This window comes from Micromonospora lutea (assembly GCF_016863535.1).
GTDB classification, from domain to species: domain Bacteria; phylum Actinomycetota; class Actinomycetes; order Mycobacteriales; family Micromonosporaceae; genus Micromonospora; species Micromonospora lutea.
In genome coordinates this window covers 288,648-312,322 of sequence record NZ_BOPB01000001.1, presented here as the reverse complement: position 1 = coordinate 312,322, position 23,675 = coordinate 288,648, and the positions used below count along the sequence as shown (strand labels likewise).

Below are 23,675 nucleotides of genomic sequence, written 5' to 3'. Positions count from 1 at the left end.
TCGAAGCGTCATTCTCCGCACCCGCGCCCGGCGGGCGCATGTGCCCAGACCACATCCCCCGCAGCCGACCAGTGTGGCCGTGACGCGGGGAAGACCCACGAATCAGGTCGCAAGGCCTCAGGGTTCGTTGCGGGCCGCCTGGATCGCGCGACGGCGGGCCAGCCGGTGTGCGCGGCGGATCTCCGCCTCGCGCCAACGTCGCTCGTCCTCCGGCGTCTCCGGCAGCACCGGCCGCACCGGCCGGGGCGCTCCGCCCACCTCGACCCCGACGAAGACGAGGTACGCGGTGGCCACCCGCACCGGCAACTCGTCGGCGGTGTCCCAGCGCTCGGCCATCACCCGTACGCCGACCTCCATCGAGGTCTGTCCGGTCCAGTTCACCTGGGCGTACGCGTGCACCAGATCGCCCACCCGGACCGCCTCGGAGAAAACGATCTCGTCGATCGCGGCGGTCACCGCCGTGCCGCCGCTGTGCCGCGCCGCCGCCGCGCCGGCCACGTCGTCGACGAACTTCATCAGCACCCCGCCGTGCACCGTTCCGTACAGGTTCACGTCGACTGCGGTCATGATCCGACTGAGGGTCACCCGGGAGTACGAGGTCGGTTTACCCGGCAGTGTGGTGGCGGGGTGCTCGGTCATGCCGGAAACGGTACGGTGCGCGGATGCGACATCTGTGGAGCTTCCTCGCAGGGCTGGTGGTGGTGCCGGTCACCTGGGTGCTGGTCACCCTCGGCCAGGATGGGTCGGCAGGCACCGTCAACCGGTGGGTGGAGATCGGCACATCCAACACGGCCAACCTCATCGAACCGGCCGTATACCTCGCTGTCGGCGGCATCGTGCTGGGTCTGCTCGGCACGCTGCGCATCTCACCGCTCGGTCCGCTGGTGGCCGGGCTGCTACTGGTCACCCCGTACGTCGGGCTGTTCATCGCGCCGTTCCGGGTACGGGAGCGCATCCCGTCCGGCTGGGAGTTCCTCGGCGACCCGCTGCCGCTCCGGCTGCCGGTGGAGAACGGAACGCTCTTCCTGATCGGCATGCTGCTGCTGATCGCGACGTTCAGCGGGCAGCGCTGGCGCCGCTGGCCGACCACGGTGCCACAGCCGGTGCCGGCGACGCCCGAGAAGTCGACACCGGACCCGACGTTGACCGACTGGTCAACGACCCCGTCGGCGGAACGCGACACCGAGCCGCTGAGCCTGGGTTATCCGGACCCGGATCCGACACCCACCGAGCCGCTGCCCCGGCGTACCGGAGGTGGCTCGCCCTGGTCAGCTCCACCGGGCAACCTGCCCCGACGTGACGACGCCACCAACTGATCCGGCAGCCTGTTGGTCACCTCCGCCCGGCGAGCGCACGGGCGGAGGTGACGGCGGTCAGCCCCTGAGCAGTTGGCGGGCCATCACGATGCGCTGCACCTGGTTGGTGCCCTCGTAGATCTGGGTGATCTTGGCGTCGCGCATCATCCGCTCGACCGGGTAGTCACGGGTGTAGCCGTACCCGCCGAGCAGCTGGACCGCGTCGGTGGTGATTTCCATCGCGGCGTCCGAGGCGAAGCACTTGGCCGCCGCGCCGAAGTAGGTCAGATCGGCGTCGCCCCGCTCCGACCGGCCGGCCGCCGCGTACGTCAACTGCCGGGCCGCCTCCAGCTTCATGCCCATGTCGGCGAGCATGAACTGCACGCCCTGGAACTCGGCGACCGCCTTGCCGAACTGCTTGCGCTCGGCGACGTACCCCTTGGCGTAGTCCAGCGCGCCCTGGGCGATGCCGACGGCCTGCGCGGCGATGGTGACCCGGGTGTGGTCCAGGGTCTTCATCGCGATGGCGAAGCCGGTGCCCTCGGCGCCGATCATCCGGTCCGCCGGGATCCGGACGTTGTCCAGGTAGACCTCGCGGGTCGGCGAGCCCTTGATGCCCAGCTTCTTCTCGGGGGCACCGAAGCTGACCCCCGGATCGGACTTCTCGACCACGAAGGCGGAGATCCCCCGGGACCGGGCGGTGGGGTCGGTCGACGCGAAGATGGTGTAGAACTCCGACACACCGGCGTTGGTGATCCAACGCTTCACGCCGTTGAGCACCCAGTGATCGCCGTCGCGTACCGCTCGGGTGGTCATCGCGGCGGCGTCACTGCCGGCCTCCGGCTCGGAGAGGCAGTACGAGAACATCGCCTCGCCGCTGGCGACCGGCGTCAGGTAGCGACGCTTGAGTTCGTCGGAGCCGGCCAGCAACAGCGGCATGGTGCCCAGCTTGTTCACCGCCGGGATCAGCGACGATGAGGCGCAGGCCCGGGCGATCTCCTCGATCACGATCGCCGTGGCCAGTGCGTCCGCACCCGCCCCGCCGTACTCGACCGGGATGTGCGGGGCGTGGAAGTCGGCGGCGCGTAGCGCGTCGTACGACGCCTTCGGAAACTCACCGGTCTCATCGGCCTCGGCGGCATGCGGAGCCACCTTGGCCGCACAGACCTCACGTACGGCTTCCCGAATCGCCTCGTGCTCCTCGGGCAGGCGGTACGCGTCGAACGACTGCTCTGCGGCCATGTCAGCCCCTCCCCTTCACCGCTATCATGCGCAGTCTGTAGCGTCACCTGGACGTCCACCGCGCAGACTGAAGGATAACGACCACAGCTCAGGTGATGTTACCGGCGCGTAGGCTGGGCCATGACGAAGCCCGACGCCGCTCAGCGATGATGGAACCAGCAGACGAAACCACCTCTCCGGCGCCCGGCCCTGGCGCCGCAGCGGAACGCGACGCAGCCACGCGGCGCCAGTGCGAGCGGAGAAGACAGGCGTGACCATCCCGTACCCGAACACCCAGCCGGTGCCCGCCATCGCAGCGGTCACGCCGCCCTCGGGCGCCTCCCGGCCGCGGGTCACCTTCCTGGGCACCGGCTACCTTGGCGCGACCTACGCCATCTGCTACGCCGAACTCGGCTACGAGGTACTCGGTTTCGACGTCGACGCGGACAAGATCGCCAAGCTCAACGCAGGCGAGGTGCCGATCCACGAGCCCGGCCTCGACGAGTTGCTGCGTCGCAACCTGGCCGCCGGGCGGCTCCGGTTCAGCACCGACATCGCCGAGACCGCCGAATTCGGTGACGTGCACTTCATCTGTGTCGGCACCCCGCAGCGGGCCGACGGGATGGGCGCCGACCTGTCGTACGTCGAGGCGTCGGTCACCGGCCTGGCCCAGCACCTGACCCGCAAGGCGCTCATCGTCGGCAAGTCCACGGTCCCGGTCGGCACCGCCGACTGGGTGGAACAGCTCGTCGGCAAGCACACCCCGGCCGACCTCGGTGTCGAGGTGGCGTGGAGCCCGGAGTTCCTCCAGGAGGGCTTCGCCGTCGACGACGTGCTCCGCCCCAACCGCATCGTGGTCGGCGTCAAGAGCGAATGGGCCAACGGCATGCTCTACGCCGCGCACAAGGGTGTGTTCGACCTCGCCGCCACCGAGGACCGCGAAGTACCCCTGGTCGTCACGGACTTCGCCACCGCCGAGTTGGTCAAGGTCGCCGCGAACGCCTTCCTCGCCACCAAGATCTCCTTCATCAACGCGATGGCCGAGGTCTGCGAGGCCTCCGGCGGCGACGTCACCCAACTCGCCCGCGCCATCGGCTACGACCCGCGCATCGGCAACCGCTTCCTCCAGGCCGGTCTCGGTTTCGGCGGCGCCTGCCTGCCCAAGGACATCCGCGCCTTCCAGGCCCGCGCCCAGGAACTCGGGGCCGGGGAAGCCCTGCGCTTCCTGCACGAAGTCGATCTGATCAACCTGCGTCGCCGGACCCGAGTCCTGCAACTCGCCGCCGACCTGCTCGGCCGTCGGTCCGGGCCCGCCGGCCCCGACCTGTCCGGCACCCGCATCGCCGTACTCGGCGCCACCTTCAAACCCAACACCGACGACGTACGCGACGCCCCTGCCCTCTCCGTCGCCGCTCTGCTGCACAAGGCCGGCGCGGACGTCCACGTCTACGACCCCGAGGGCATGGACAACGCTCGTCGGGCCGTACCGGAACTCACCTACGAACCCGACATCGCCGAAGCGGTCACCGACGCCGACCTCGTCTGCGTTCTCACCGAATGGGCCGACTTCCGCAACGCCGACCCCAGCCTCCTCGGCGACCTCGTCGCCGGCCGCCGCGTGGTCGACGCCCGCAACTGCCTCGATCCGGCACTGTGGACCCAGGCCGGCTGGGAGTACCGGGGCATGGGGCGCCCCTGAGCTCTTGCGGCGCCGTTCGCGGCCGGCTTCGGCGCCATGCCCCTCAGGGGTCCGAGCGGGTTGCCGTTGATCGCGTCGTCTGGTGATGTTGGCGCTTGACCCGCCGACAACTGTCGAATTCCCGGCCCGCTTTGGGCATGCTGCGACAGTGGGAATCCACAGTGCGGGTGGAGGGGTGTCGTGGCGAGCTTTCAGTGCCCTTCGTGCGACCGGGAGATCAAGCCGGCGGTGCGCTGCCCGCACTGCGGTGCGCACCAGCCACAATGGTCCGAGCACCTAGCGGATATCGACCGGTCGATCGCAGAGATCAAGGCCCGCGAGGCCGCCATCGCCCGGGAACAACGGCAGCTCGCCGCGAAGATGCAGGCCGCGCTCTTCCAACGGGACATCCTCTCGCACGCCGGCAGTCAGGGTGACGAACGACTTCGGCAGGCCACCCGTCCGCGCCGCGTGCTACGCCGTCGGCCGCCGCGCCGCCCGACGGCCGAGGATGCCTCGTCGCCCCGCGACGGTGCGGGCCCACCGCCCCGGGTACCCCGACAGGGCACCACCGGAGCCCAGGAGCCACCGCCACCGACCGAGCCGGTCTGGCTGGACGCCGACGACCCTGAGCACCCGCCGGAGGCCTCCTCACGGGAGGTCCAGAACATCCCGCTCGGCCTCGGTGCGCTGCTGCTCGGCGTCGCCGCGGTGGTGTTCGCCGTGGTCGCCACCAGCTCCATGGACGCGTTGGTACGCCTCGGCATCCTGCTGCTCGCGACCGTGCTCATGCTGCTTGCTCCGCCGGTACTGGTCCGCCGCGGACTGACCTCCACCGCCGAGACCATCGCCGCCGTCGGTCTGCTCCTGGTACCGCTCGCCGGGTACGCCCTCTGGGCGGTGGACCGGATCGGCAACGGTGGTGCCTCCGGTGCCGTCTTCGCCGGGGTGATCTTCGCGGTCACCGCCGCCGTCTCGGTCGGCTATGCCGGGTGGACCAGGTTGCGCGCGCCCCGGTTCGCCACCGTGCTGGCCGCCCAGCCGGTGCTGCCGCTGCTGGCGTACGACCGGATCACCGGCCCGGCGGGCTGGGCGCTGGTGCTGACCCTGGTGGCGCTGCTCGACCTGTGGCTGGCCCGTTCCCCGGTCACCGTGGAGCAACCGCTCACCGACGCCACGGTCGACCCCGGCCGATCGGGTGCCCCCCGGCAGCGGTCGGCCGAGGAGAGGCCAGCCGACGGTAGGCCGGAAGCGGCGCCGGAGGAGGGCGGCGAACTGCTGGACCTCACCGTTGGCGGTGCGGGGGCGACACCGACCCGACCGGTGCCGGGGCTGCGGGAACTGACCTGGGCGCTGCACGGCGTGGCGGTCGCCATCGCCCTGGCGTACGCGGTGACCGCCCTGCTGCGAACCACCACCGTGCCGGGCGCGACCGGCACCGGGCTGGTGCTCCTCCTCGCCGCCGCCGTCTGCCTGGCCGGGACGCTGGTGCTCCGTCGCCCACCCCTGCCCGACCTGGGCGCGGGCGTGTTCACCCTCGCCGTCATCGGTGCCCTGGGACGGATAGCCTCGGTGGCGCTGCCCGGCCGCGCCCTGCTGTTGATCGCGATGGTCATCACGGTGACCGGTCTCGCGGTCCGGGCGGTACCGGAGTCTGCCCGACGGGGCCCCCAGTTGGCCTCCGCAGTGGCGTTGACGGTCAGCGGAGTGGTGGTCGCCGGCAGTGCGCTGCGCGCCGGGATCGCCCCGGTCGAGGCGGCGCTGCCGGCCTGGGCCGCCGACCTCGACCGGTACCCGGCCGAACTGGCCGCCGCCGTGGGACCAGCCGCCTGGCAGCTCGCCGCCAGCGCCTTCCTGCTGACCGTGGCTGCGGTGCTGGCCCTGCCATCGGAGATCCGACGGGAATTCGCGGTGACCGGTGCGGCGCTCACCGCACTGGCCGTACCTGCCTCCTTCGGACTGGCCTGGACGTTGGCGCCGTGGCCGATGGTGCTGACCGCGATCGGCATCGGGGCGGCCGGCCTCTCCGCGCGTGCCCCCCGCGCCGCGCTGGCGCACGCGGTTGCCGCCGCCGTGGTCGGGCTCGCCGGTGCCGGCGCGGCCCTCGCCCGGCCGGCGCTGACCGCCGCCGTGCTGCTCACCTTCGTCGTGGCCGGTGCGGTGATCGCCGCCGCCCCGCGGATCCGGCTCGCCCCGGCCGCAGCGGACACCGTCTCCGCCTGGGCTGCCGGAGGGGCCGCCGCCGCGCTGCCCGGAGCGGTGGCCGCCTTCGTCGCGGCCACTCTGCCGGTCGACACCACGCCGACCCCGGCGAGCCTGCGCGAGGCGACCGTGCCGGTGCTCGCGGCCAGCTTCCTCGCCGTCTGTGTCACGCTCGGCTACGCAGCCGTCGTGCAGGTGTCGCAACGTCAGATCCCGGTACCGCTGTCGGTGGGCACCGGCCTGGGCGCATTGGTGGTCGCCGCGGCCGGGTTCGGCTCACCGGGCGCCACCGTGGCGGACGCCTGGGTCGCCGCGCTGCTGCTGGTCGCCGCGGTACTGCTCTTCCTGGCCCCCTCCATCGACACCGGCCGCCGCTCCGATCTCGCCCTGGACGGCTCCGACCTGGCGGCCGCCGCGGTGACCGTCGCGCTGGTCGCCACCCTGCTGCGGATCGGCACGGTACTGGCACCGGCCGGGCAACTCGCCATCGCCGCCGCGCTGGTCCTGGTGGTCGCCGTGGCGGCGCGGGCGATGCCCGAGGAGTGGCGTCGCGGGCCGGTGCTCGGCCTCACCGCCGGTGGGGTGCTGATCGGGCTGCTGGCCGGCTGGATGGCGGTGCGCGGTGGCGTGGGCGTGCTGGCCACGCCCGGACCGATCTGGAACGGAGACCTCAGCGGCTGGCCGGCCGCACCGACCGGCGGTACGACCTGGCAGGGTCCGATCGCCCTGGTGCTGCTCGCGATCGCGGCGGGCATCCTATTGCCACCACCCTGGCGCTACGACGTGGCTGGGGTGGCGGTCGTGCTCGCCACCATCGGCGCTCCCGCCGCGTTCGAGCTCACCTGGTGGTCGCCGGTCCTGATCGGCGGCATGGTCGCCACCGTCTTCGGGATGGCCGCGGTCGCCACCATCGATCCCAGGGCGGCGCTGTCCCGGATCACCGTGGCCGGGGTGGTGGCGCTGCACGCGGCCGGCGCCGGCCTGGTGCGGCCGTGGACGACGGCGCTGGCCCTGGGCAGCATCGTGCTGATCGGCACGGTGGTGGCCGCGCTGGCCCGCAACATGGCGGTGCCACTCGTCGAGGACATCGAGACGGAGGGCATGCCGCCGCACCTGGCGCAGATCGGTGGCGCGGGCGTGGGCGCGGCACTGCTGGCGCTGCCGGGCGCCACCGCCGCCCTCGCCGTCGAATTCGGCCACGCGCCTCAGGTGGTGCTCACCGCCGGGCTGGCCGCGTCCAGCCTCGGTCTGGCCGCGGTGGCCGCAGTCCGCCGGCAGATTCCCCAGTACCTGCCCTGGGCCAGCGCCGGGGTGGTCGGCGGGGCGAGCGTGACCGCCCTCGCCGCCGTACCCATCGCCCTGCCCATCGGGGTCTACGCCGCGGCGGCGGCACTGCTCGGGGTACTCGCCGAACTGGTACGCGGGGCGACCGAGCCACCGGCCGGCGCAGCCCAACCGGTGCGCCGGTGGACCGTACTACTCGACGGGGCGCTGCGCCGGCTGCCCGACGACAACCGCCGCCAGTGGCGGGTGAGTCCGGCCGCCGGTGCCCTGGCCGCCGCCGCCCTGCCGACCGTCCTGGCCCTGGTCTCCATCGCCCCAGCGCTGGTCGCGGCTCTCGTCGACCCGCACCGCACCATCGGTCGGGTCTGGCAGGGACCACCGGCGGCCCTGCTCGATCCGCCATCGGCAGCGGCCAATCCGACGCATGTGCTGACGGCGCTGCTGCTCACCGTGACGGCGGCCCTGGCCGCCACCGGGTTCAGTGGCGGTCGCCGGTCCCGGGCTGTGCCGGTGGTCCTGCCCGGTGCCGCCGTCACCCTGCTCATCGCCCCGATCGCGCTGGGCGGCGGCTGGCCGGCGAGCACCTTGTCGGCCCTGGCCGTGTTCACCATCTCGATGCTGGGTCTGGCGCTGACGCCGCCACCGGCCCTGGTGGAGCCGGCCCGCTCGTTGCGGCTGGCCCGGGTCCTGGTCTTCATGATCGGGCTCGCTGCGGGTGGGGCCGGTCTCGCCGGCAGCCTCGCCACCCGGGAGTTGACCCTGTTCACCCTCGGTGGGGCGGTCGGGGTCGGGTTGGTGGCCGCCCTCTACGGCCTCACCTCCCGAGCCCGTCTCCTCGGTTGGCTGTTCACCTCACTGATGGCGCAGCTGTTCGTTCTCACCGCTGGCCTGGTGGCCGGACTCGCCCCGGTCTGGTCGGCGTTCGGGGTGCTCGCGGTCGGCGCGGCGTTGCAGATCTTCTCCGCCACCCTGCCCCGGCTGCGTCGCCCCGAGGCACGTCGCGAGGCGGCGACCGTGGAGTGGAGCGGACACGCCGCCGCACTGATCGCGCTGGCGCTGGCCTTCGACTCGCCGCGGCACATCGCCGCGCTGCTCGCCGCCTGGGGTGCGGTCCTTGGTCTCGCCGCGACCCGGCCGGGCCGCCAGCCGGCGGAGCGACGGGTCCTGTTCTGGGCGGTGGTGCTCTGTGAGATCACCGCCTGGTGGATCCTGATGCGGGTCGCCGAGGTGGCCCTGCCTGAGGCCTACACCCTGCCGTTCGCCGCGCTGGCCCTGTTGGTCGGGGTGCTGGAACTACGCCAGCGCACCGACCTGAGCAGCTGGGTGGCGTACGGACCAGCGCTGCTCGCCGCCTTCGTACCGACCCTGGCGATCGTCCTGGCCACGGATTCGAGCACGATGCGTCAGGTGCTGCTGCTGCTCGGCGCGGTCGCCGTGCTGGTCTTCGGTTCGATGACCCAACAGCAGGCACCGGTCATCGTCGGTGCGGTGGTCACCGCCATCACGGCCGTGCACGCGCTGTTCAGCCTCGGACCGTGGCTCGCGCTGATCCCGCTCGGCTTCCTGCTGCTGATCCTCGGCGCCAGCAACGAACGCCGCCGCCGCGCCCAGGAACGCCTGCAGACCGCCCTGCGCGGCATGCGCTGAACCGCTGCTCGTTAGGAAGGGCCCCTTCCTATACACCAGGCGTTAACAAGGTGCCCTTCCTTACAGGGAGGCGCGGAGTGCGGCGTCCTTTTCGGCAACCAACTGCTCCAGGTCGGCCTGGTACGCCGACATCCGGTCGAGCAACGCGCGGTCAGCGGCGGCGAGAATGCGGACGGCGAGCAGACCGGCGTTGCGGGCATTGCCGATCGACACGGTCGCCACCGGCACACCGGCCGGCATCTGCACGATGGACAGCAGCGAGTCGATGCCGTCGAGATGCTTCAGCGGCACCGGTACGCCGATCACCGGCAGCGGGGTCACCGAGGCGACCATGCCGGGCAGCGCCGCGGCACCGCCGGCCCCGGCAATGATCACTTTGAGCCCACGGCCGGCGGCAGCCCGACCATAGTCGATCATCTTGACCGGAGTGCGGTGCGCCGAGACCACCTCGACCTCGTACGGCACCTCGAACTCGGCGAGCACCTCGGCGGCGGCCTTCATCGTCGGCCAGTCCGAGTCGCTTCCCATGATCACACCGACCGTGCTCACGCCGCTCATTCCTCCGCTGTTCCGTCCCGCAGCCAACTGGCGGCCCGGGCAGCCCGGGCGCGTACCTCGTTCAGATCGTCGCCGAGCACCGTGACGTGGCCGATCTTGCGGCCGGGGCGCACCTGCTTGCCGTACAGGTGGACCCGGGCGGTCGGCTCGGCGGCGAAGAGATGGTGCAGCCGCTCGTCGACCGACATGCCGCCGGGCTGTCCACCCAGCACGTTCGCCATCACCACCACCGGAGCGGTCAACGAGGTGTCGCCCATCGGGTAGTCCAACACCGCCCGCAGGTGCTGCTCGAACTGCGACGTCCGGGCACCCTCGATGGTCCAGTGCCCCGAGTTGTGCGGACGCATCGCCAATTCGTTGACCACGAACCGGCTGCCACCCGGCGCCGCCGGATCGGCCACCTCGAACAGCTCCACGGCCAGCAGGCCCACCACGCCGAGCGCGGTGGCCAGGTCGATGGCGAGCTGCTGCGCGGCGACCGCCAGTTCCTCCGCCAGGTCGGGAGCCGGGGCCAGCACCTCGACGCAGATCCCGTCGCGTTGCACCGTCTCGACCACCGGATAGACCGCGACCTGCCCGAACGGCGAGCGCGCCACCTGCACGGCCAGTTCCCGGCGCAGCGCCACCCGCTCCTCGACGATCAGCTTCGTGCCACCGGCGAGCAGCGTCTCCGCCAGCTCGGTCGCCGAGGCCGGGTCGGTGGCCGGCCAGACCCCTCGCCCGTCGTACCCGCCCCGGGCGGCCTTCAGCACCACCGGCCAGCCGACGTCGTCGCCGAAATCGACCAGGTCGGCAGGAGACGTGACCGGTCGCCAGCGCGGGTTCGGCGCGCCCAGCACGCCGAGCCGCTCCCGCATCACCTGCTTGTCCTGAGCGTGCACCAGCGCGTCGGCGGGCGGGAACAGCTTCACCCCCTCGCCGGTGAGGGCCCGGATGTGCTCGGTCGGGACATGCTCGTGGTCGAAGGTGACCACGTCGCAACCCTTGGCGAAGGTGCGCAGCGCGGCGAGGTCGGTGTGGTCGCCGTACTGGACGTCGGCGGCGACCAGGGCCGCACCGTCGTCCGGGGTGAGCGCGAGCACACGCAACGACTGGCCGAGGGAGATGGCAGCCTGGTGGGTCATCCGGGCCAGTTGGCCGCCGCCCACCATGCCGACAACGGGCAGACCGGTACGGGAATCCATAACGGCGTCAGCCTATCCGGGCCGGTCCCGGCACCGATCGGCGCATCCGGCTCAGCGCAGTTGCCCCACCAGCTCCTCGACCCCGGTGACCGGTCGCTGGCAGACGAAACCCCGACAGACGTACGCGGCGGCGCGCCCGTCGACCAGCGGACGGTCAGCCAGCAGCGGCACCCCCGGCTGGTCCGGCTGCCCCGCCACGATCACCGCACCGGGTGGGGCGTGCCGGTACGCCGCCGCCACCAGCGGGTCACCCGCCGGATCCTCGGTCGCCACCGCGATCTCGTACGGCCCGGAGAGCAGCGCCTCGCCCACGGTCGCCGCGTACCCGGTGAAGCGGGCGTGCCGCCCGACGATCGGCGCGACGGTGGACAGCGCCGCCTCAGCCGCCTCGCGGTAGCGGTTCTCCCCGGTCAGCGCCGCGTACGCGACGAGGGCCGCGACGATCGCGGACCGACCGGAGGGGGTGGCATTGTCCGTCGGGTCGGCCGGCCGGGCAACCAACTGCTCGGCGTCGTCGGCGGTGTCGTGGAACGCCCCACCGGGCGCGGCGAAATGGCGCAACGCGGCGTCGACCAACTGACCGGCCAGTTCCAGCCACCGTCCCTCGCCGGTGACCTGGTGCATGGCGCAGAACGCCTCGGCCACGCAGCCGTAGTCCTCCAGCACGCCGGCCGGATCGCCGACCCGGCCGTCGCGGGAGGCGCGGCGCAGCCGTCCGTCCACGACGTGCACCCGGGCAAGGTACTCGGCGGTGTCCCGCATCGCTCCGTCGGCGACGATGGTGACCCCTTCCAGCAGGTTCGCCTCACCCTCGGTGCCGATTCGGCCGCTGGTCTCGACCAGCCGGACGAACTCGGCGAGCGCGGTGATGGCCAGCCCGTTCCAGGCGGCCACCACCTTGTCGTCGCGGGCCGGTTGGGGGCGGGTGTCCCGGGCGGCCAACAACCGGCCGACCACTGCCTGCCAGCGCTCCCGCACCGCCGGATCGGCATCGTCGACGTCGCGGGCCAGCCGCAGCACGCTCGCGCCCTTCTCAAAGGTGCCGGCCTCGGTCACCGCGAAGAGGTCGGCGGCCCAGCGGCCGTCCTCCTCGCCCAGCACCTCGACCAGTTGGGTGGGCGTCCAGACGTAGGTGAGACCCTCGACGCCCTCGGTGTCCGCGTCCAGCGCGGAGGCGAAGCCCTGTCCGGGCCGATGCAGCTCGTCGGCGAGGAACCGGGCGGTGTCCCGGGCCACCCGCAGCGCCAGCGCGTCACCGGTGAGCCGCCACAGCTGGGTGTAGACCCGCAGCAGCAGGGCGTTGTCGTAGAGCATCTTCTCGAAGTGCGGCACGGTCCAGTGCGCGTCCACCGAGTACCTGGCGAAGCCACCGGCGAGCTGGTCGTGGATGCCGCCCCGGGCCATCGCCTCACAGGTGTGCCGGACGATCTCCAGGCTCCGCGCCGAGCCGGTGCGCTGGTGGTGGCGCAACAGGAAGAGCAGGTTCATGTGCGGCGGGAACTTCGGCGCGCCGCCGAAACCGCCGTTGACCTCGTCGTACTCGCTGGCCAGTTGGTCGGCGGCGGCGTCGAGCAGTTCGGCGGTGAGCGGGGCGGTAGGGCCGCCGACGGCCTGGGCGCCACCGATCGCCTCCACCACTGCGGCGCCCTGCCGCAGCACGGCGTCGCGCTGGTCCCGCCAGGCGGTGCCGACCGACTCCAGCAGCCGGATGAAGTTGGCCCGGGGGAAGTAGGTGCCGCAGAAGAACGGGGTGCCGTCCGGCGTGGCGAAGACCGTCATCGGCCAGCCGCCCTGGCCGGTCATCGCCTGGGTCGCGGTCATGTAGACCGCGTCGACGTCGGGCCGCTCCTCGCGATCCACCTTGATCGAGACGAAGCCCTCGTTGAGCAGCTTGCCGACCGTCTCGTCCTCGAAGGACTCGTGCGCCATCACGTGACACCAGTGACAAGCCGAGTAGCCGACCGAGATCAGCACCGGCACGTCGCGCCGTTTCGCCTCGGCGAACGCCTCCTCACACCAGGGCCACCAGTCCACCGGATTGTCGGCGTGCTGGAGCAGGTACGGGCTGGTCGCCTCCGCAAGTCGATTCACCCGTCGACCATAACCACCCCACCACCCACTCCGTGTTGATCAAGAGGTTTTCGTCCTCCGGGAGCGCTCTCGCATTCCCGAACTTCTTGATCGACGCGGTGCGGGTCGGGTCAGGAGGCGCCGTCGGCGCGGAGGGGGAGGACGTTGCTGGGGGCGCTGTCGCGTAGCGACCCGAGGACGGCGGCGATCTTGTCGGCGGGCATCGGCTTGAAGAAGTGATAACCCTGGGCGGCGGTGCAGCCCAGCTCGACCAGCGCGGACCGCTGCGCGGCCGTCTCCACCCCCTCGGCCACCACCCGCAGGCCCAACTGGTGAGCCAGCCCGACGGTGCTGCGTACGATGGCCGCCGCCTCCGGCGACTCCGCCATCTGCAGGACGAAGGAACGATCCACCTTCAGCTCGTCCACAGTGATCCGGGCGAGGAACGCCAGCGACGAGAAGCCGGTACCGAAGTCGTCCACCGCCAACTGCACACCCATTGACCGCAACGCGATGAGCACCTGGTCGATGACCTCCAGTTCGCTCATCACCACCGTCTCGGTGATCTCCAGGACGAGCCGGTCCGCCGGCACCTGGTGCCGGCGCAGCGCCTCGGCGATCTCCGCCGGCAACCTCGGATCCAGCAGGCTACGCGCGGAGAGGTTGACCGAGATGGGGACGTCGAGGCCGTCCCGGGCCCAGTCGGCGGCCACCGCGAGTGCCTTGTCCAGCACATAGCGGGTGAAGGCGCCGAGTTGCTCGCTGTTCTCCACCGGCCGGATGAAATCGGCGGGCCCCAGCCAGCCCCGCCGAGGGTGCCGCCAACGGATCAACGCCTCCACACCGGTCGGCGCCCCGGTGACCAGGTCCACCGCCGGCTGCAACACGAGCACCAACTGGTCGTCGACCAGCAACGCCTCCCGCAGCTCAGCGAGCAGGGCCAGCTGGTCGGTGCTGGCCGCGTCGCGGGAACTGTCGTACGCGGCCACGCTGACACCACCCGACTTGGCCTGGTACATCGCGATGTCGGCGCGACGCAGCAGTTCGGTCAGATCGGCGGTGCCGGCCGGAGCCACCACGACCCCGACGGAGACCTCGACGGACATCCGCACCCCGGCCACCTCGGTGGGCGCGGCCAGCCGCTCGGCGATCTCCCGGGCCTGACGCAGCGCGTACGCCATGGGTGCGGCGCGGTCGCCGACCACCGGGACCGAACTCAGCAGCAGGGCGAACTCGTCGCCGCCGAGGCGGGCCAGCAGGTCACCGGAGCGGGTCACGGCACCCAGCCGGTTCGCGGTCAACCGCAGCAGCTGATCGCCTGCGGCGTGCCCGAGGGTGTCGTTGACCTCCTTGAACTGGTCGATGTCCAACAGCAGCAGGGCGACGGGATGGTCATGGGCCAACTTCCGCAACGCCTGGTCACCCTTGCCGAGCATCGCCGCCCGATTGGCCAGGCCGGTCAGCGGGTCGTGCACCGCCTCATACGAGGAGCGGGCGGTGACCAGGCGCAGTTCCCGGTGGGTGGCAGCATCGTGCAGAGCCCCGGCGAGGGTGTCGGCGAAGGCCGCGTGGGCGTCGCGTTCCCGCCCGGTGGGTGGTGCCGTGTCAGGGAATCGCACCCGCAAGCGGCCGACCCGGGTGTCGCCGACCACCAGGTCGCGGACCAGTTCCACCGGTTCGGGTTCGTCATTGCCGGGCGGGGCGATCTCCCGGTCGACCACCTGACCGCCGGGGTCGCCCCGGTAGCGGCGCCACCGTCCGTCGCCGCGGATCACCTCCACGTCGACCAGTTCCGCCTCGAACAGCGCCAACGCCCCGGTGACGCCCGCCGTGGCCGCGCCCCGCTCGTCGAGTTGGTTGAGGGTGTTCGTGGCCTCGGCGAGTGATCGCCACATGCGCCGGTCGCGGTCCTCACGCAGTCGCTGCCGGTAGGTCTGCTGCAACAGCCACAGCGGGGCGGGCAACACCAGCAGCCACCGTGGGTCGATCTCGATCAGCACCACCACCAGCAGGCCGATCACCACGTTGCCGACGAACATCAGCAGTTTGCCGCGCAGCGCGGCGAGCAACGGACGCCCGATCGGCATGCCGTGCCGCAGTGCCAGCATCATTGCGCCCAGCCAGACACTGGCCAGCAGGTAGGCGGCGGCACCGGCAGCCACCGCGAGCGCGAGCGTTGGATTCGGAGCGGCCAGCATCGGCTGCGCCAGGGCGGTGGTGATCGCCACCGCCAGCGCGGTGGCGGCGGTCTGCGCGCCCGCCACGCGGACCACGTCCCAGGTGGTGCGGCCGTCGTCGACCACCGAGAGAGCCGTCCAGGCGAGCGTGACGCCGAGCAGCGCGGCTCCCGGCAGCCAGCCGGGTGGCACCAGGTAGAGGCAGACGATCAGGGCAGCTTCGGCCCAGGTGGCACTGACCACGCCAGCCGCGGCGCGGAATCGGAGCCGGGCCAGCTGAGAGAGGGCGAAGAGGGCGATCGCGAGGCCGAACCGAACCGGCCCACCGAGCGGGTCGTCGGCCGGCAATCCGGCCGGCAGGCTCAGTCCCACCACTGCGGCGACCAACGCGGTGCCCATGAGCGCAGCGGTGAGCAGGCGCAGCCCGATCGGCGTACCACGGCCTGCGGGCCGGTCGAGCGGTTGACCGGCCCTGCCGGAGGTCACCGACCCCCTCCCGCCGACCTGAAACAGGCCACGCGGCGGGCGGAGTTGACTGCGGTGGTCATCGGCGCCCCCTCCCGCGCAGCTTGGGGACTTCTGGTCCCCCCGGCGGAAGGCTAAGCCAAACCGGATGGTCGCAACAGGGGTCGACCATCCGGTTCGGCGTGAATCATGCCCCGATCAGCCGTCGCGGCGCTGCTGGTGCCCGTTGGGAGTGTCTGTGGATGAATCCTCCGTCACGATCCCACCTGTCGGATCACCGGCCGAGCGCTCCATTGCCCCCGTGCCCGGTGACGTGGGCTCCTGACCAGGGAATTGCTGCGGAAGTCGGCGCAGCCGAGCGTTCATGTTCCGGATCAGCAGCACGGTGGCGGCACCGAGAACGAGGATGAGAAACAGGCCCATCGGCCCAGCCAGGCCACCCGTGCGGGTGTCCCCGAAGTTGTTCTGGGCGAGCACCTCGACAGTGGTCAGCATGGGATTCCTCCGGTTCGCGGTGTGCGACCAGGGTAGCCCGCAGCCCGCTCAGCGGGCATGGGCCGTGCCCCGTACGCCGGCGAACAGGTCGGACTCCGGCGTGGGGCTGTCGACCGACGACCGAACCAGCTCGAAATCCTCGGTCGGCCAGGCATGCTGCTGCAACTCCATCGGCACCTGGAACCAGAAGCCGTCCGGGTCGACCTGGGTGGCGTGCGCGCGCAGCGCGTCGTCACGGACCGGGAAGTACTCGGCGCACGGGACCCGGGTGGTGATCCGTGGGCCCTTGTCGGGGCGGTCCTCCCAGCGGGTCAGCCACTCCGCGTACGGCGACTCGACACCGGTCGCGACCACGGCCTCGTGCAACGCCAGGATCTTGCCCTTGGAGAAGCCGATATCGTAGTAGAGCTTGAGCGGCTGCCACGGCGCTCCCAGCTCCGGGTAGCGCTCGGCGTCACCGGCCGCGTCGAAGGCCGCCACGCTGATCTTGTGACACATGATGTGATCCGGGTGGGGGTAGCCACCCTGCTCGTCGTACGTGGTGACCACGTGCGGACGGAACTCGCGCATCAGGCGGACCAACGGACCGGCGGCCACGTCCACGTCCTGGAGAGCGAAGCAGCCCTCGGGCAGTGGCGGCAGCGGGTCACCCTCGGGCAGGCCGGAGTCGACGAACCCCAGCCACGCCTGCTCGATGCCGAGGATCGCGCGCGCCGCGTCCATCTCCGCGCGACGGATCTCGGCGATGTTCGCCCAGACGTCGGGCCGGTCGAGCTTGGGGTTGAGCACACTGCCCCGCTCACCACCCGTACACGTCACGACCAGCACGTCCACCCCCTCGGCGACGTACTTCGCCATCGTCGCGGCGCCCTTGCTCGACTCGTCGTCGGGGTGCGCGTGAACGGCCATGAGTCGAAGTTGCTCTGCCAAGGTCGGCGCTCCTCGTCTCTGCCCACCGGCGACCCGCCCCGGGCCCCCGTTGACCTGACCTGCCAAATTCCTCCCCGTAGCGGCACTGGGCCGCGCCGGCCTGTCATATTTGACCCCAGCCGTACGCGACGCTGAGCCAGATCTGGCGACCGAGTCGAACAGGAATGGCGGACTCTGCCATTCTTGCCGATACCGCTGACAACAACGCCAGGGAGATACCTGCCGGTGACCGAGACGCACGCCACACTTGGACCGAACGCGCCGGTCTTCCCGCCCGGTCGGTACGGCCACCGTCGCGCGCCCCGACGCCGCCGGCCGGTGCTGGCGGCGCTGCTGGCGCTCATCACGGTCGCGGTGCTCACCGCCGTCTCGGTCCGGCTCTACCGGCAGTACGGCGACCCGGCGTACGACGCCCAGGTGATCAGCTATGGCGACATCACGGACAAGCAGGTCGTGGTCGACTTCCGGGTGAACCTGCCCGACGGCGGCTCGGCGGTGTGCGTCCTGCGTGCCCGGGACCATGCCGGCGCCGAGGTGGCCCGCGAGCAGGTGCCGGTGACTGCCGCCCCCGGGCAACGTCAGGTCACCGTGCGGCACCGCCTGGCCACCGAGGCTCGGCCCTTCATCGGTGAGGTCGTCCGCTGCCGGCCGGCCGCCTGAAATCTGGACGTTGGTGATCCCGCAGCCCTCGGCAGACAGCGGCTCGCCCTGACCGGCGCGCTCCCCCCGCCTTCCCGCGCCGGCCGGCGGATCCGCTGCTCAGGCGGCGACGCCGTCGCCCGCCGGGTCGGGACAGCCCCCTCCGCGCGGCCGTCGTGATCGCCGACCCTCGTTGTCGTGGGGCACTGGTAGCTTGGAGGTTCACCTGTCAGCCAGCACGCACAACCGAGGAGGACCGCCTGTGTCCAATGGCAACGAGGCGCCCGCCACCTGGCTGTCCCAGGACGCGTACGACCGCCTGAAGGGCGAGCTCGACGAGTTGATCGCCAACCGGCCGGTCATCGCCGCCGAGATCAACGCCCGGCGCGAGGAAGGCGACCTGCGCGAGAACGGCGGCTACCACGCGGCCCGCGAGGAACAGGGCAAGGCTGAGGGGCGCATCCTCTACCTCAAGGAGTTGCTCCGCACGGCCCAGGTCGGCGAGGCACCGACCGTCGACGCCGTGGCACCCGGGATGGTCGTGACGATCTACTTCGACGACGACGCCGACGACACGGAGACGTTCCTGCTCGGCTCGCGTGAGATCGCCTCCACCACGGACCTGACGGTCTACAGCCCCGAGTCGGCCCTCGGCCAGGCGATCCTGGGCGGCAAGGCAGGTCAGGCCTGCACCTACACCGCACCGAGCGGCGCCGACATCAAGGTGACCGTGGTCAGCTTCGAGCCCTTCTCCGGCTGATCCTCGTCCGCCGGCCCGGCCCGGCAATCCGTTCGTCCAGAGGCGTGACGCCGCCGCGTCACGCCTCTGGTGCGATCGTCACCTGGTAGCCGCTGGCCCGCAGAGCGCTGATCAGCATGTCGGAGTGTTCGACACCACGGGTCTCCACCGACAGCGCCACCTCGACCTCACCGAGGTGCAGGTGCGGGTTGGCCCGCTGGTGCACCACGTCCACCACGTTCGCCCGGTTCTCGGCGATCTCGCTCAACAACGAGGCCAACTGTCCCGGCCGGTCCGAGCAGCGCACCGTCACCCGCAGGTAGCGCCCCGCCGCCGCCAGACCGTGCTCGATCACGCGCAACATCAACAGCGGGTCGATGTTGCCGCCGGAGAGCACCACCACCACTGGCGCGGTCACCTCGACCACGCCGGCCAGCAGGGCGGCCACGCCGACCGCGCCCGCCGGCTCCACCACCTGCTTGCCGCGTTCGAGCATCATCAGCAGCGCCCGGGAGATGTCCTCCTCGGAGACGGTGACCACGTCGTCCACGAGCTTGCGGACGTGAGCGAAGGTGACGTCACCCGGCCGACCGACAGCGATGCCGTCCGCGATGGTGCTGAAGGCCGGCAGCCGGACCGGCTCGCCCGCGACCAGTGACGGCGGGAAGGCCGCCGCCCCGGCCGCCTGCACCCCGATCAGGCGTACGTCCGGCCGCAGCGCCTTGGCGGCCACCGCCATCCCGGAGATCAGCCCTCCCCCGCCGACACCTGTGACGATCGTGGTGACCTGCGGGCACTGCTCCAGAATCTCCAGCGCCACCGTGCCCTGCCCGGCGATCACGTCCCGGTGGTCGAACGGATGGATCAGCACCGCGCCGGTGCGTTCCGCGTACGTCTGCGCCGCCACCAGCGACTCGTCGACCGTGGCACCGACCAGCTCGACCTGAGCGCCGTAGCCTTTCGTGGCCGCCACCTTCGGCAGTGGCGCGTTCACCGGCATGAAGACGGTGGCCCGGGTGCCGACCAGACCGGCGGCGAGCGCCACGCCCTGTGCGTGGTTGCCGGCACTGGCCGCGACGACGCCCCGGGCCCGCTCCTCCGCCGACAGCCGCGAGATCCGCACGTACGCGCCGCGTACCTTGTACGACCCCGCCCGCTGGAGGTTCTCGCACTTGAACCAGACCGGCCCGCCGAGCGCGGCGCTGAGTGGCCGGGACGGCTCCAGCGGAGTGGTACGGACGACCCCGTCGAGCAGTTTCCGTGCCGCACGCACATCGTCCAGGCTGACCAGTTCCGTCATGCCTAGATCGTGCCACCCACCCCGTGCGGCACCCGCGACGGCTGGCTCCGGCACGGCCGGCACCGGCCCCAGCAGATGATCACGTGTTGGCGGGCGACCCCGTTCCGACGCGCGGATAACCGGGAGCGTGTCGGGGCCATGGGGCCGCCATCTCGAACTGACCGGCGACGCCGAGCAGCAGCAGTTCCGAGCCGGGCGGTCCGACCAGTTGGACGGCGAGCGGCAGCCCGTCCGGGCGGCGGCCCACCGGCACCACCAGCGCGGGCAGGCCGGCGATGTTCCATGGCGCGGCGTACGGCGCGTACCGGATGCTGGCCTGCATGTTGGCCTGCCAGGAGCGCGTCGACCAGCTGACGGCCGGCGGCGGCGCGCTCGCCAGCGCCGGGGTGAGCAGCAGGTCCACCGAGTGGTCGGAGAAGAAGTTGATCGACCGTTCGCGCCAGGCCAGCCGGTCGGCCTCCCGGACGTACCCGCGCCGCAACGCCCACTCGCCGAGGGCGACGTGCCGCCGGCTGCGGCGTTGCAGGGTACGCCGGTCGATTCCGCCGACGCGCACCTCCGCCGCCGCAGCGGCGAACCAGGTGGCAATGCCCTTCAGGCCCAGTGTGGTCGGGTAGATCGGGTCGGCCGGAACGGTGTCGTGTCCGGCACCGGCGAGCAGCCGGCCGGCGGCGGCGACCGCGTCCCGGTTCGGCGCGTCGGGTGAGACGCCCCGCACCGGAGACCGCAGCGACACACCGACCCGCAGCCGCTGCGGCGGCACGAGCTTGCTCTGGGCCCGGCCGGCCAGCACCTGGAAGCCCACCGCCGCGTCCGCGACCGTGGTGCTGAGCATGCCGTGCTCGGCCAGGCCGAACCAGTCCTCCGCGCCGAGCTGGCAGGGCACCACACCGCGACCAGGCTTCAAGCCGACCAGCCCGCAGCAGGCGGCGGGGATGCGAATCGAGCCGAGACCGTCGTTGCCGTGGGCGATCGGTACCAACCCGGCCGCCACCGCCGCAGCGGCGCCACCGGAGGAGCCGCCCGGGGTGCGGGAGAGATCCCAGGGGTTACGGGTCACTGCGGTCTCGTCGTCGGTGAGACCCCACAGCCCCAGCTCGGGCATCCGGGTGACGCCGAGGATCACCGCACCGGCTCCGCGTAACCGACGCACCACCTCGTGGTCGGCCTCCGCCACCGCGGTACGCACCGCGGCGGAGCCGTTCCAGGTGGGCACGCCGGCCACCGGAGTGTTCTCCTTGACCGCTACCGGCACCCCGGCCAGCGGCAGGTTCGCCAGGTCCTCCTGCTCGTCGACCTTCTCCGCCTCGGTGACCGCCTCCCCGCCGCGTACCGCGCGGAACGCGGCGAGGTCGGCGTCGGCCTTGGCGACGTGGTCGAGGTGGTCGGCAAGCACCTGGGTGGCCGAGACGTCGCCCCGGCGTACGCCCCGGGCGACCTGTTTGGCGGTCGCCCCGACCCAGGTCGGCATGATGTCCTGCACGGCCACCCTCCCAAGCCAGCGGTCAGCCCAGCGCCTGCTCCAGATCGGCGAGCAGGTCTTCGACCGTCTCGATGCCGACAGACAGTCGCACGAGATCGGAGGGAACTTCAAGCGGCGAGCCGGCAGCACTCGCGTGTGTCATCCGCCCCGGGTGTTCGATCAGGGATTCCACCCCGCCGAGGGACTCGGCGAGCACGAAGAGTCGGGCCCGGTTGCAGATCTCGACGGCGTGCTCCTCACCCCCGGCGGCGCGGAAGGAGATCATGCCGCCGAAGCGACGCATCTGCTTGGCCGCCACCTCGTGTCCGGGGTGCGTCGGCAGACCCGGGTAGAGCACCTCACCAACCTTGGCGTGCCCGTCCAGGTACGCGACGATCCGCTCGGCGTTGTCGCAGTGCCGGTCCATCCGGACCCCGAGGGTCTTGATGCCGCGCAGGGTCAGCCAGGCGTCGAACGGCCCGTTGACCGCGCCCATCGCGTTCTGGTGGTAGCGCAACTGCTCGCCGAGGTCGGCGTCGGCAGTCACCAACGCACCGCCGACCACGTCCGAGTGCCCGCCGACGTACTTGGTGGTCGAGTGCACGACCACGTCCGCGCCGAGGGTGAGCGGCTGTTGCAGGTACGGCGAGGCGAACGTGTTGTCGACCACCAGCAGCGCCCCGGCGTCGTGCGCCACGGCGGCGAGGGTGGTGATGTCGGCGATGCCGAGCAGCGGGTTGGTCGGGGTCTCCACCCAGACCACCTTCGTGACCCCCGGCCGGATCGCGGCCCGCACCGCGTCCGTGTCGGAGACCTTGGCCGGGGTGTACGCCAACCCCCACCGCTCGGCGACCCTGGCGAAGAGCCGGTACGTGCCGCCGTACGCGTCGTCGGGGATCACCACGTGGTCACCCGGTCCGCACACGGCACGCAGCAGGGTGTCCTCGGCGGCGAGGCCGCTGGCGAAGGCGAGGCCGACCTGGCCGGCCTCCAATGCGGCCAGGCACTCCTGGAGCGCGTCCCGGGTGGGGTTGCCGGAGCGGCTGTACTCGTAGCCGAGTCGTGGCGCGCCGACGGCGTCCTGGGCGTACGTGCTGGTCTGATAGATCGGTGGGATCACCGCGCCGGTGCGGGCCTCGGGGTCCTGGCCGGCGTGGATGGCGAGCGTCTCGAAGCCGTGGGTCATTCCGCAACGTTAGTCGCCCTGCCCGCCCCATCGGATGAAACCCACCCCGCTGGGGGCTGGGTCATACTGGGCCGATGAGTCCGCCGGAAACGCTGCCGTCCCGCCTGGCCGGCGCGGCCGACCGCATCCCGACCTCGCTGGACCAGCTCACCGGCCCGGAGCGTGGCCGGGTCGTCCTGCCCCTGCGGTTGGCCTGGTCAGGGCTCAGCGAGTTCGAGATTTCCGACCCACGGCAACGACTGACCCTCTACCGGACGCTGCTGGACTGCGGCCAACGCGACGACATCATCCGTTACGTCAACGCGGCGCTGCTTCGCCACGACTGGCCCCGCATCAGGCGGCTCACGTCCAGGCGTCTGATCGCGATCTGGGAACGTCGGCTTCCCGAACTCGTTTCCTGAGCGTGGATGAACTACACCTCCGGTTGCTCCGTGTCGGCTTCGCCGCCGGCGACGACCTCGGGCTCGTCCTGGCTGGCGGCTACGCCCTCGGCGCGTACGAGCTGGTCGAACGTCCGTCACGAGACATCGACTTCGCAACGTCGACCCCGCTGCCGTTACCGGTCGTCGCCGCCCGCCTCGTCGACGCGTACGTCGCGGCAGGATTCGGCGCACACGTCGTCGAGGCGACCCCCCGTATGGCGCGGTTGATGGTCACCGCGACAGAAGAGGCATGCGAGGTGGACCTGTTGAAGGAGGCGATCGGTCCACCCACCATGCTCAGCCTGGGGCCGGTTCTCGCCTTCGACGATGCGGTCGGCCTCAAGATGCGAGCACTTCACGAGCGCGCCGCCCACCGCGACTACATCGACATCCACGCCGCAAACAACCGTCTGGCCTGGCGGGACCTGGAGCGGTTGGGTGCTCGACACACGGCCGGCTTCTCCCTGGAGGAGTTGGCCGACAGGCTCGGTGCCATCGGTGAGCTTGACGACGAGACATTCGGCGCGTACGGACTGACCGACCCGATGGTTGTCGAGCTGCGTGGCTGGGCTCTCGACTGGGAGGCGGACATCCGGTCTCGTCTGGCGAACGGAGAGAGCGGTCCGGCCGCGTTGGTCGTCGACGAGTGGGACGCGTACCTCGATCGGCTGTGACCGGCAGGGCAGCGGTGTTCGGTCCGGCTCAGAGCGACCGGCAGCAG

Annotated in this window: 18 protein-coding genes; 7 read left to right on the top strand and 11 right to left on the bottom strand. The window is 71.7% G+C overall.

The features are described 5' to 3' along the window. Nucleotides 1–117: 117 nt before the first annotated feature. The gene (locus tag Vlu01_RS01440) at nt 118–639 is read right to left on the bottom strand and encodes an acyl-CoA thioesterase (protein ID WP_203991486.1); all 522 of its coding nucleotides are present in this window, start codon (nt 637–639) and stop codon (nt 118–120) included. A 23-nt stretch (nt 640–662) separates the two neighbouring features. On the opposite strand from Vlu01_RS01440, the gene Vlu01_RS01435 reads away from it, so the two are divergent. Beyond that, nucleotides 663–1,316, top strand: coding sequence for a hypothetical protein (locus tag Vlu01_RS01435; RefSeq protein ID WP_203991484.1), 654 nt, complete (start codon nt 663–665; stop codon nt 1,314–1,316). A 57-nt stretch (nt 1,317–1,373) separates the two neighbouring features. On the opposite strand, the gene Vlu01_RS01430 is transcribed toward Vlu01_RS01435, so the two are convergent. Then, a complete protein-coding gene (locus Vlu01_RS01430; protein WP_203991481.1) occupies nt 1,374–2,537 on the bottom strand; it encodes an acyl-CoA dehydrogenase family protein in 1,164 nt (387 codons plus the stop codon). Between the two features lie 250 nt (nt 2,538–2,787). On the opposite strand from Vlu01_RS01430, the gene Vlu01_RS01425 reads away from it, so the two are divergent. Both Vlu01_RS01425 and Vlu01_RS01420 read left to right on the top strand, forming a co-directional pair. Then, complete coding sequence (locus Vlu01_RS01425; protein WP_203991467.1) at nt 2,788–4,215, top strand: UDP-glucose dehydrogenase family protein; 1,428 nt, start codon at nt 2,788–2,790, stop codon at nt 4,213–4,215. A gap of 180 nt (nt 4,216–4,395) precedes the next feature. Continuing rightward, nucleotides 4,396–9,327 (top strand): SCO7613 C-terminal domain-containing membrane protein, encoded by a 4,932-nt coding sequence (locus Vlu01_RS01420; protein WP_203991464.1) that lies wholly within the window; start codon nt 4,396–4,398, stop codon nt 9,325–9,327. Between the two features lie 60 nt (nt 9,328–9,387). Here the strand turns inward: Vlu01_RS01420 and purE are convergent, their stop codons facing one another. From purE to mca, 6 genes are all read right to left on the bottom strand, one after another. Then, on the bottom strand, nt 9,388–9,876 hold the full coding sequence (gene purE / locus Vlu01_RS01415) for a 5-(carboxyamino)imidazole ribonucleotide mutase (RefSeq protein ID WP_203991461.1): 489 nt from the start codon (nt 9,874–9,876) through the stop codon (nt 9,388–9,390). A gap of 5 nt (nt 9,877–9,881) precedes the next feature. After that, nucleotides 9,882–11,069 carry a 5-(carboxyamino)imidazole ribonucleotide synthase gene (locus Vlu01_RS01410; protein WP_203991458.1) on the bottom strand — a complete coding sequence of 396 codons (1,188 nt, stop codon included), beginning with the start codon at nt 11,067–11,069 and terminating at the stop codon, nt 9,882–9,884. A gap of 51 nt (nt 11,070–11,120) precedes the next feature. Continuing rightward, nucleotides 11,121–13,160 carry a thioredoxin domain-containing protein gene (locus Vlu01_RS01405; protein WP_203991455.1) on the bottom strand — a complete coding sequence of 680 codons (2,040 nt, stop codon included), beginning with the start codon at nt 13,158–13,160 and terminating at the stop codon, nt 11,121–11,123. A 110-nt stretch (nt 13,161–13,270) separates the two neighbouring features. Further along, nucleotides 13,271–15,715: a putative bifunctional diguanylate cyclase/phosphodiesterase gene (locus Vlu01_RS01400; protein WP_203991641.1), complete on the bottom strand. Its 2,445-nt coding sequence runs from the start codon at nt 15,713–15,715 to the stop codon at nt 13,271–13,273. Nucleotides 15,716–15,979: 264 nt separating this feature from the next. Then, entirely contained in the window at nt 15,980–16,276 is a 297-nt protein-coding gene (locus Vlu01_RS01395) for a hypothetical protein (RefSeq protein ID WP_203991452.1), read from the bottom strand. Nucleotides 16,277–16,324: 48 nt separating this feature from the next. Beyond that, complete coding sequence (gene mca / locus Vlu01_RS01390) at nt 16,325–17,206, bottom strand: mycothiol conjugate amidase Mca (RefSeq protein WP_203991449.1); 882 nt, start codon at nt 17,204–17,206, stop codon at nt 16,325–16,327. A 225-nt stretch (nt 17,207–17,431) separates the two neighbouring features. On the opposite strand from mca, the gene Vlu01_RS01385 reads away from it, so the two are divergent. Both Vlu01_RS01385 and greA read left to right on the top strand, forming a co-directional pair. After that, nucleotides 17,432–17,866, top strand: coding sequence for a DUF4307 domain-containing protein (locus tag Vlu01_RS01385; RefSeq protein ID WP_203991433.1), 435 nt, complete (start codon nt 17,432–17,434; stop codon nt 17,864–17,866). A 241-nt stretch (nt 17,867–18,107) separates the two neighbouring features. After that, entirely contained in the window at nt 18,108–18,605 is a 498-nt protein-coding gene (gene greA, locus Vlu01_RS01380) for a transcription elongation factor GreA (protein WP_164446063.1), read from the top strand. A gap of 58 nt (nt 18,606–18,663) precedes the next feature. Here greA and ilvA read toward each other — a convergent pair whose 3' ends face one another. The 3 genes from ilvA to Vlu01_RS01365 form a co-directional block, all read right to left on the bottom strand. Further along, nucleotides 18,664–19,884 carry a threonine ammonia-lyase gene (gene ilvA, locus Vlu01_RS01375; protein ID WP_203991430.1) on the bottom strand — a complete coding sequence of 407 codons (1,221 nt, stop codon included), beginning with the start codon at nt 19,882–19,884 and terminating at the stop codon, nt 18,664–18,666. 79 nt (nt 19,885–19,963) lie between these two features. Beyond that, nucleotides 19,964–21,373: an amidase gene (locus Vlu01_RS01370; RefSeq protein ID WP_203991426.1), complete on the bottom strand. Its 1,410-nt coding sequence runs from the start codon at nt 21,371–21,373 to the stop codon at nt 19,964–19,966. Nucleotides 21,374–21,389: 16 nt separating this feature from the next. Further along, nucleotides 21,390–22,532 (bottom strand): cystathionine gamma-synthase, encoded by a 1,143-nt coding sequence (locus Vlu01_RS01365; protein WP_203991423.1) that lies wholly within the window; start codon nt 22,530–22,532, stop codon nt 21,390–21,392. A 74-nt stretch (nt 22,533–22,606) separates the two neighbouring features. Here Vlu01_RS01365 and Vlu01_RS01360 point away from each other — a divergent pair, with 74 nt between their 5' ends. Both Vlu01_RS01360 and Vlu01_RS01355 read left to right on the top strand, forming a co-directional pair. Continuing rightward, nucleotides 22,607–22,933, top strand: coding sequence for a hypothetical protein (locus tag Vlu01_RS01360; protein WP_203991405.1), 327 nt, complete (start codon nt 22,607–22,609; stop codon nt 22,931–22,933). Nucleotides 22,934–22,935: 2 nt separating this feature from the next. Then, entirely contained in the window at nt 22,936–23,628 is a 693-nt protein-coding gene (locus Vlu01_RS01355) for a nucleotidyl transferase AbiEii/AbiGii toxin family protein (RefSeq protein ID WP_203991402.1), read from the top strand. Nucleotides 23,629–23,675: the final 47 nt, after the last annotated feature.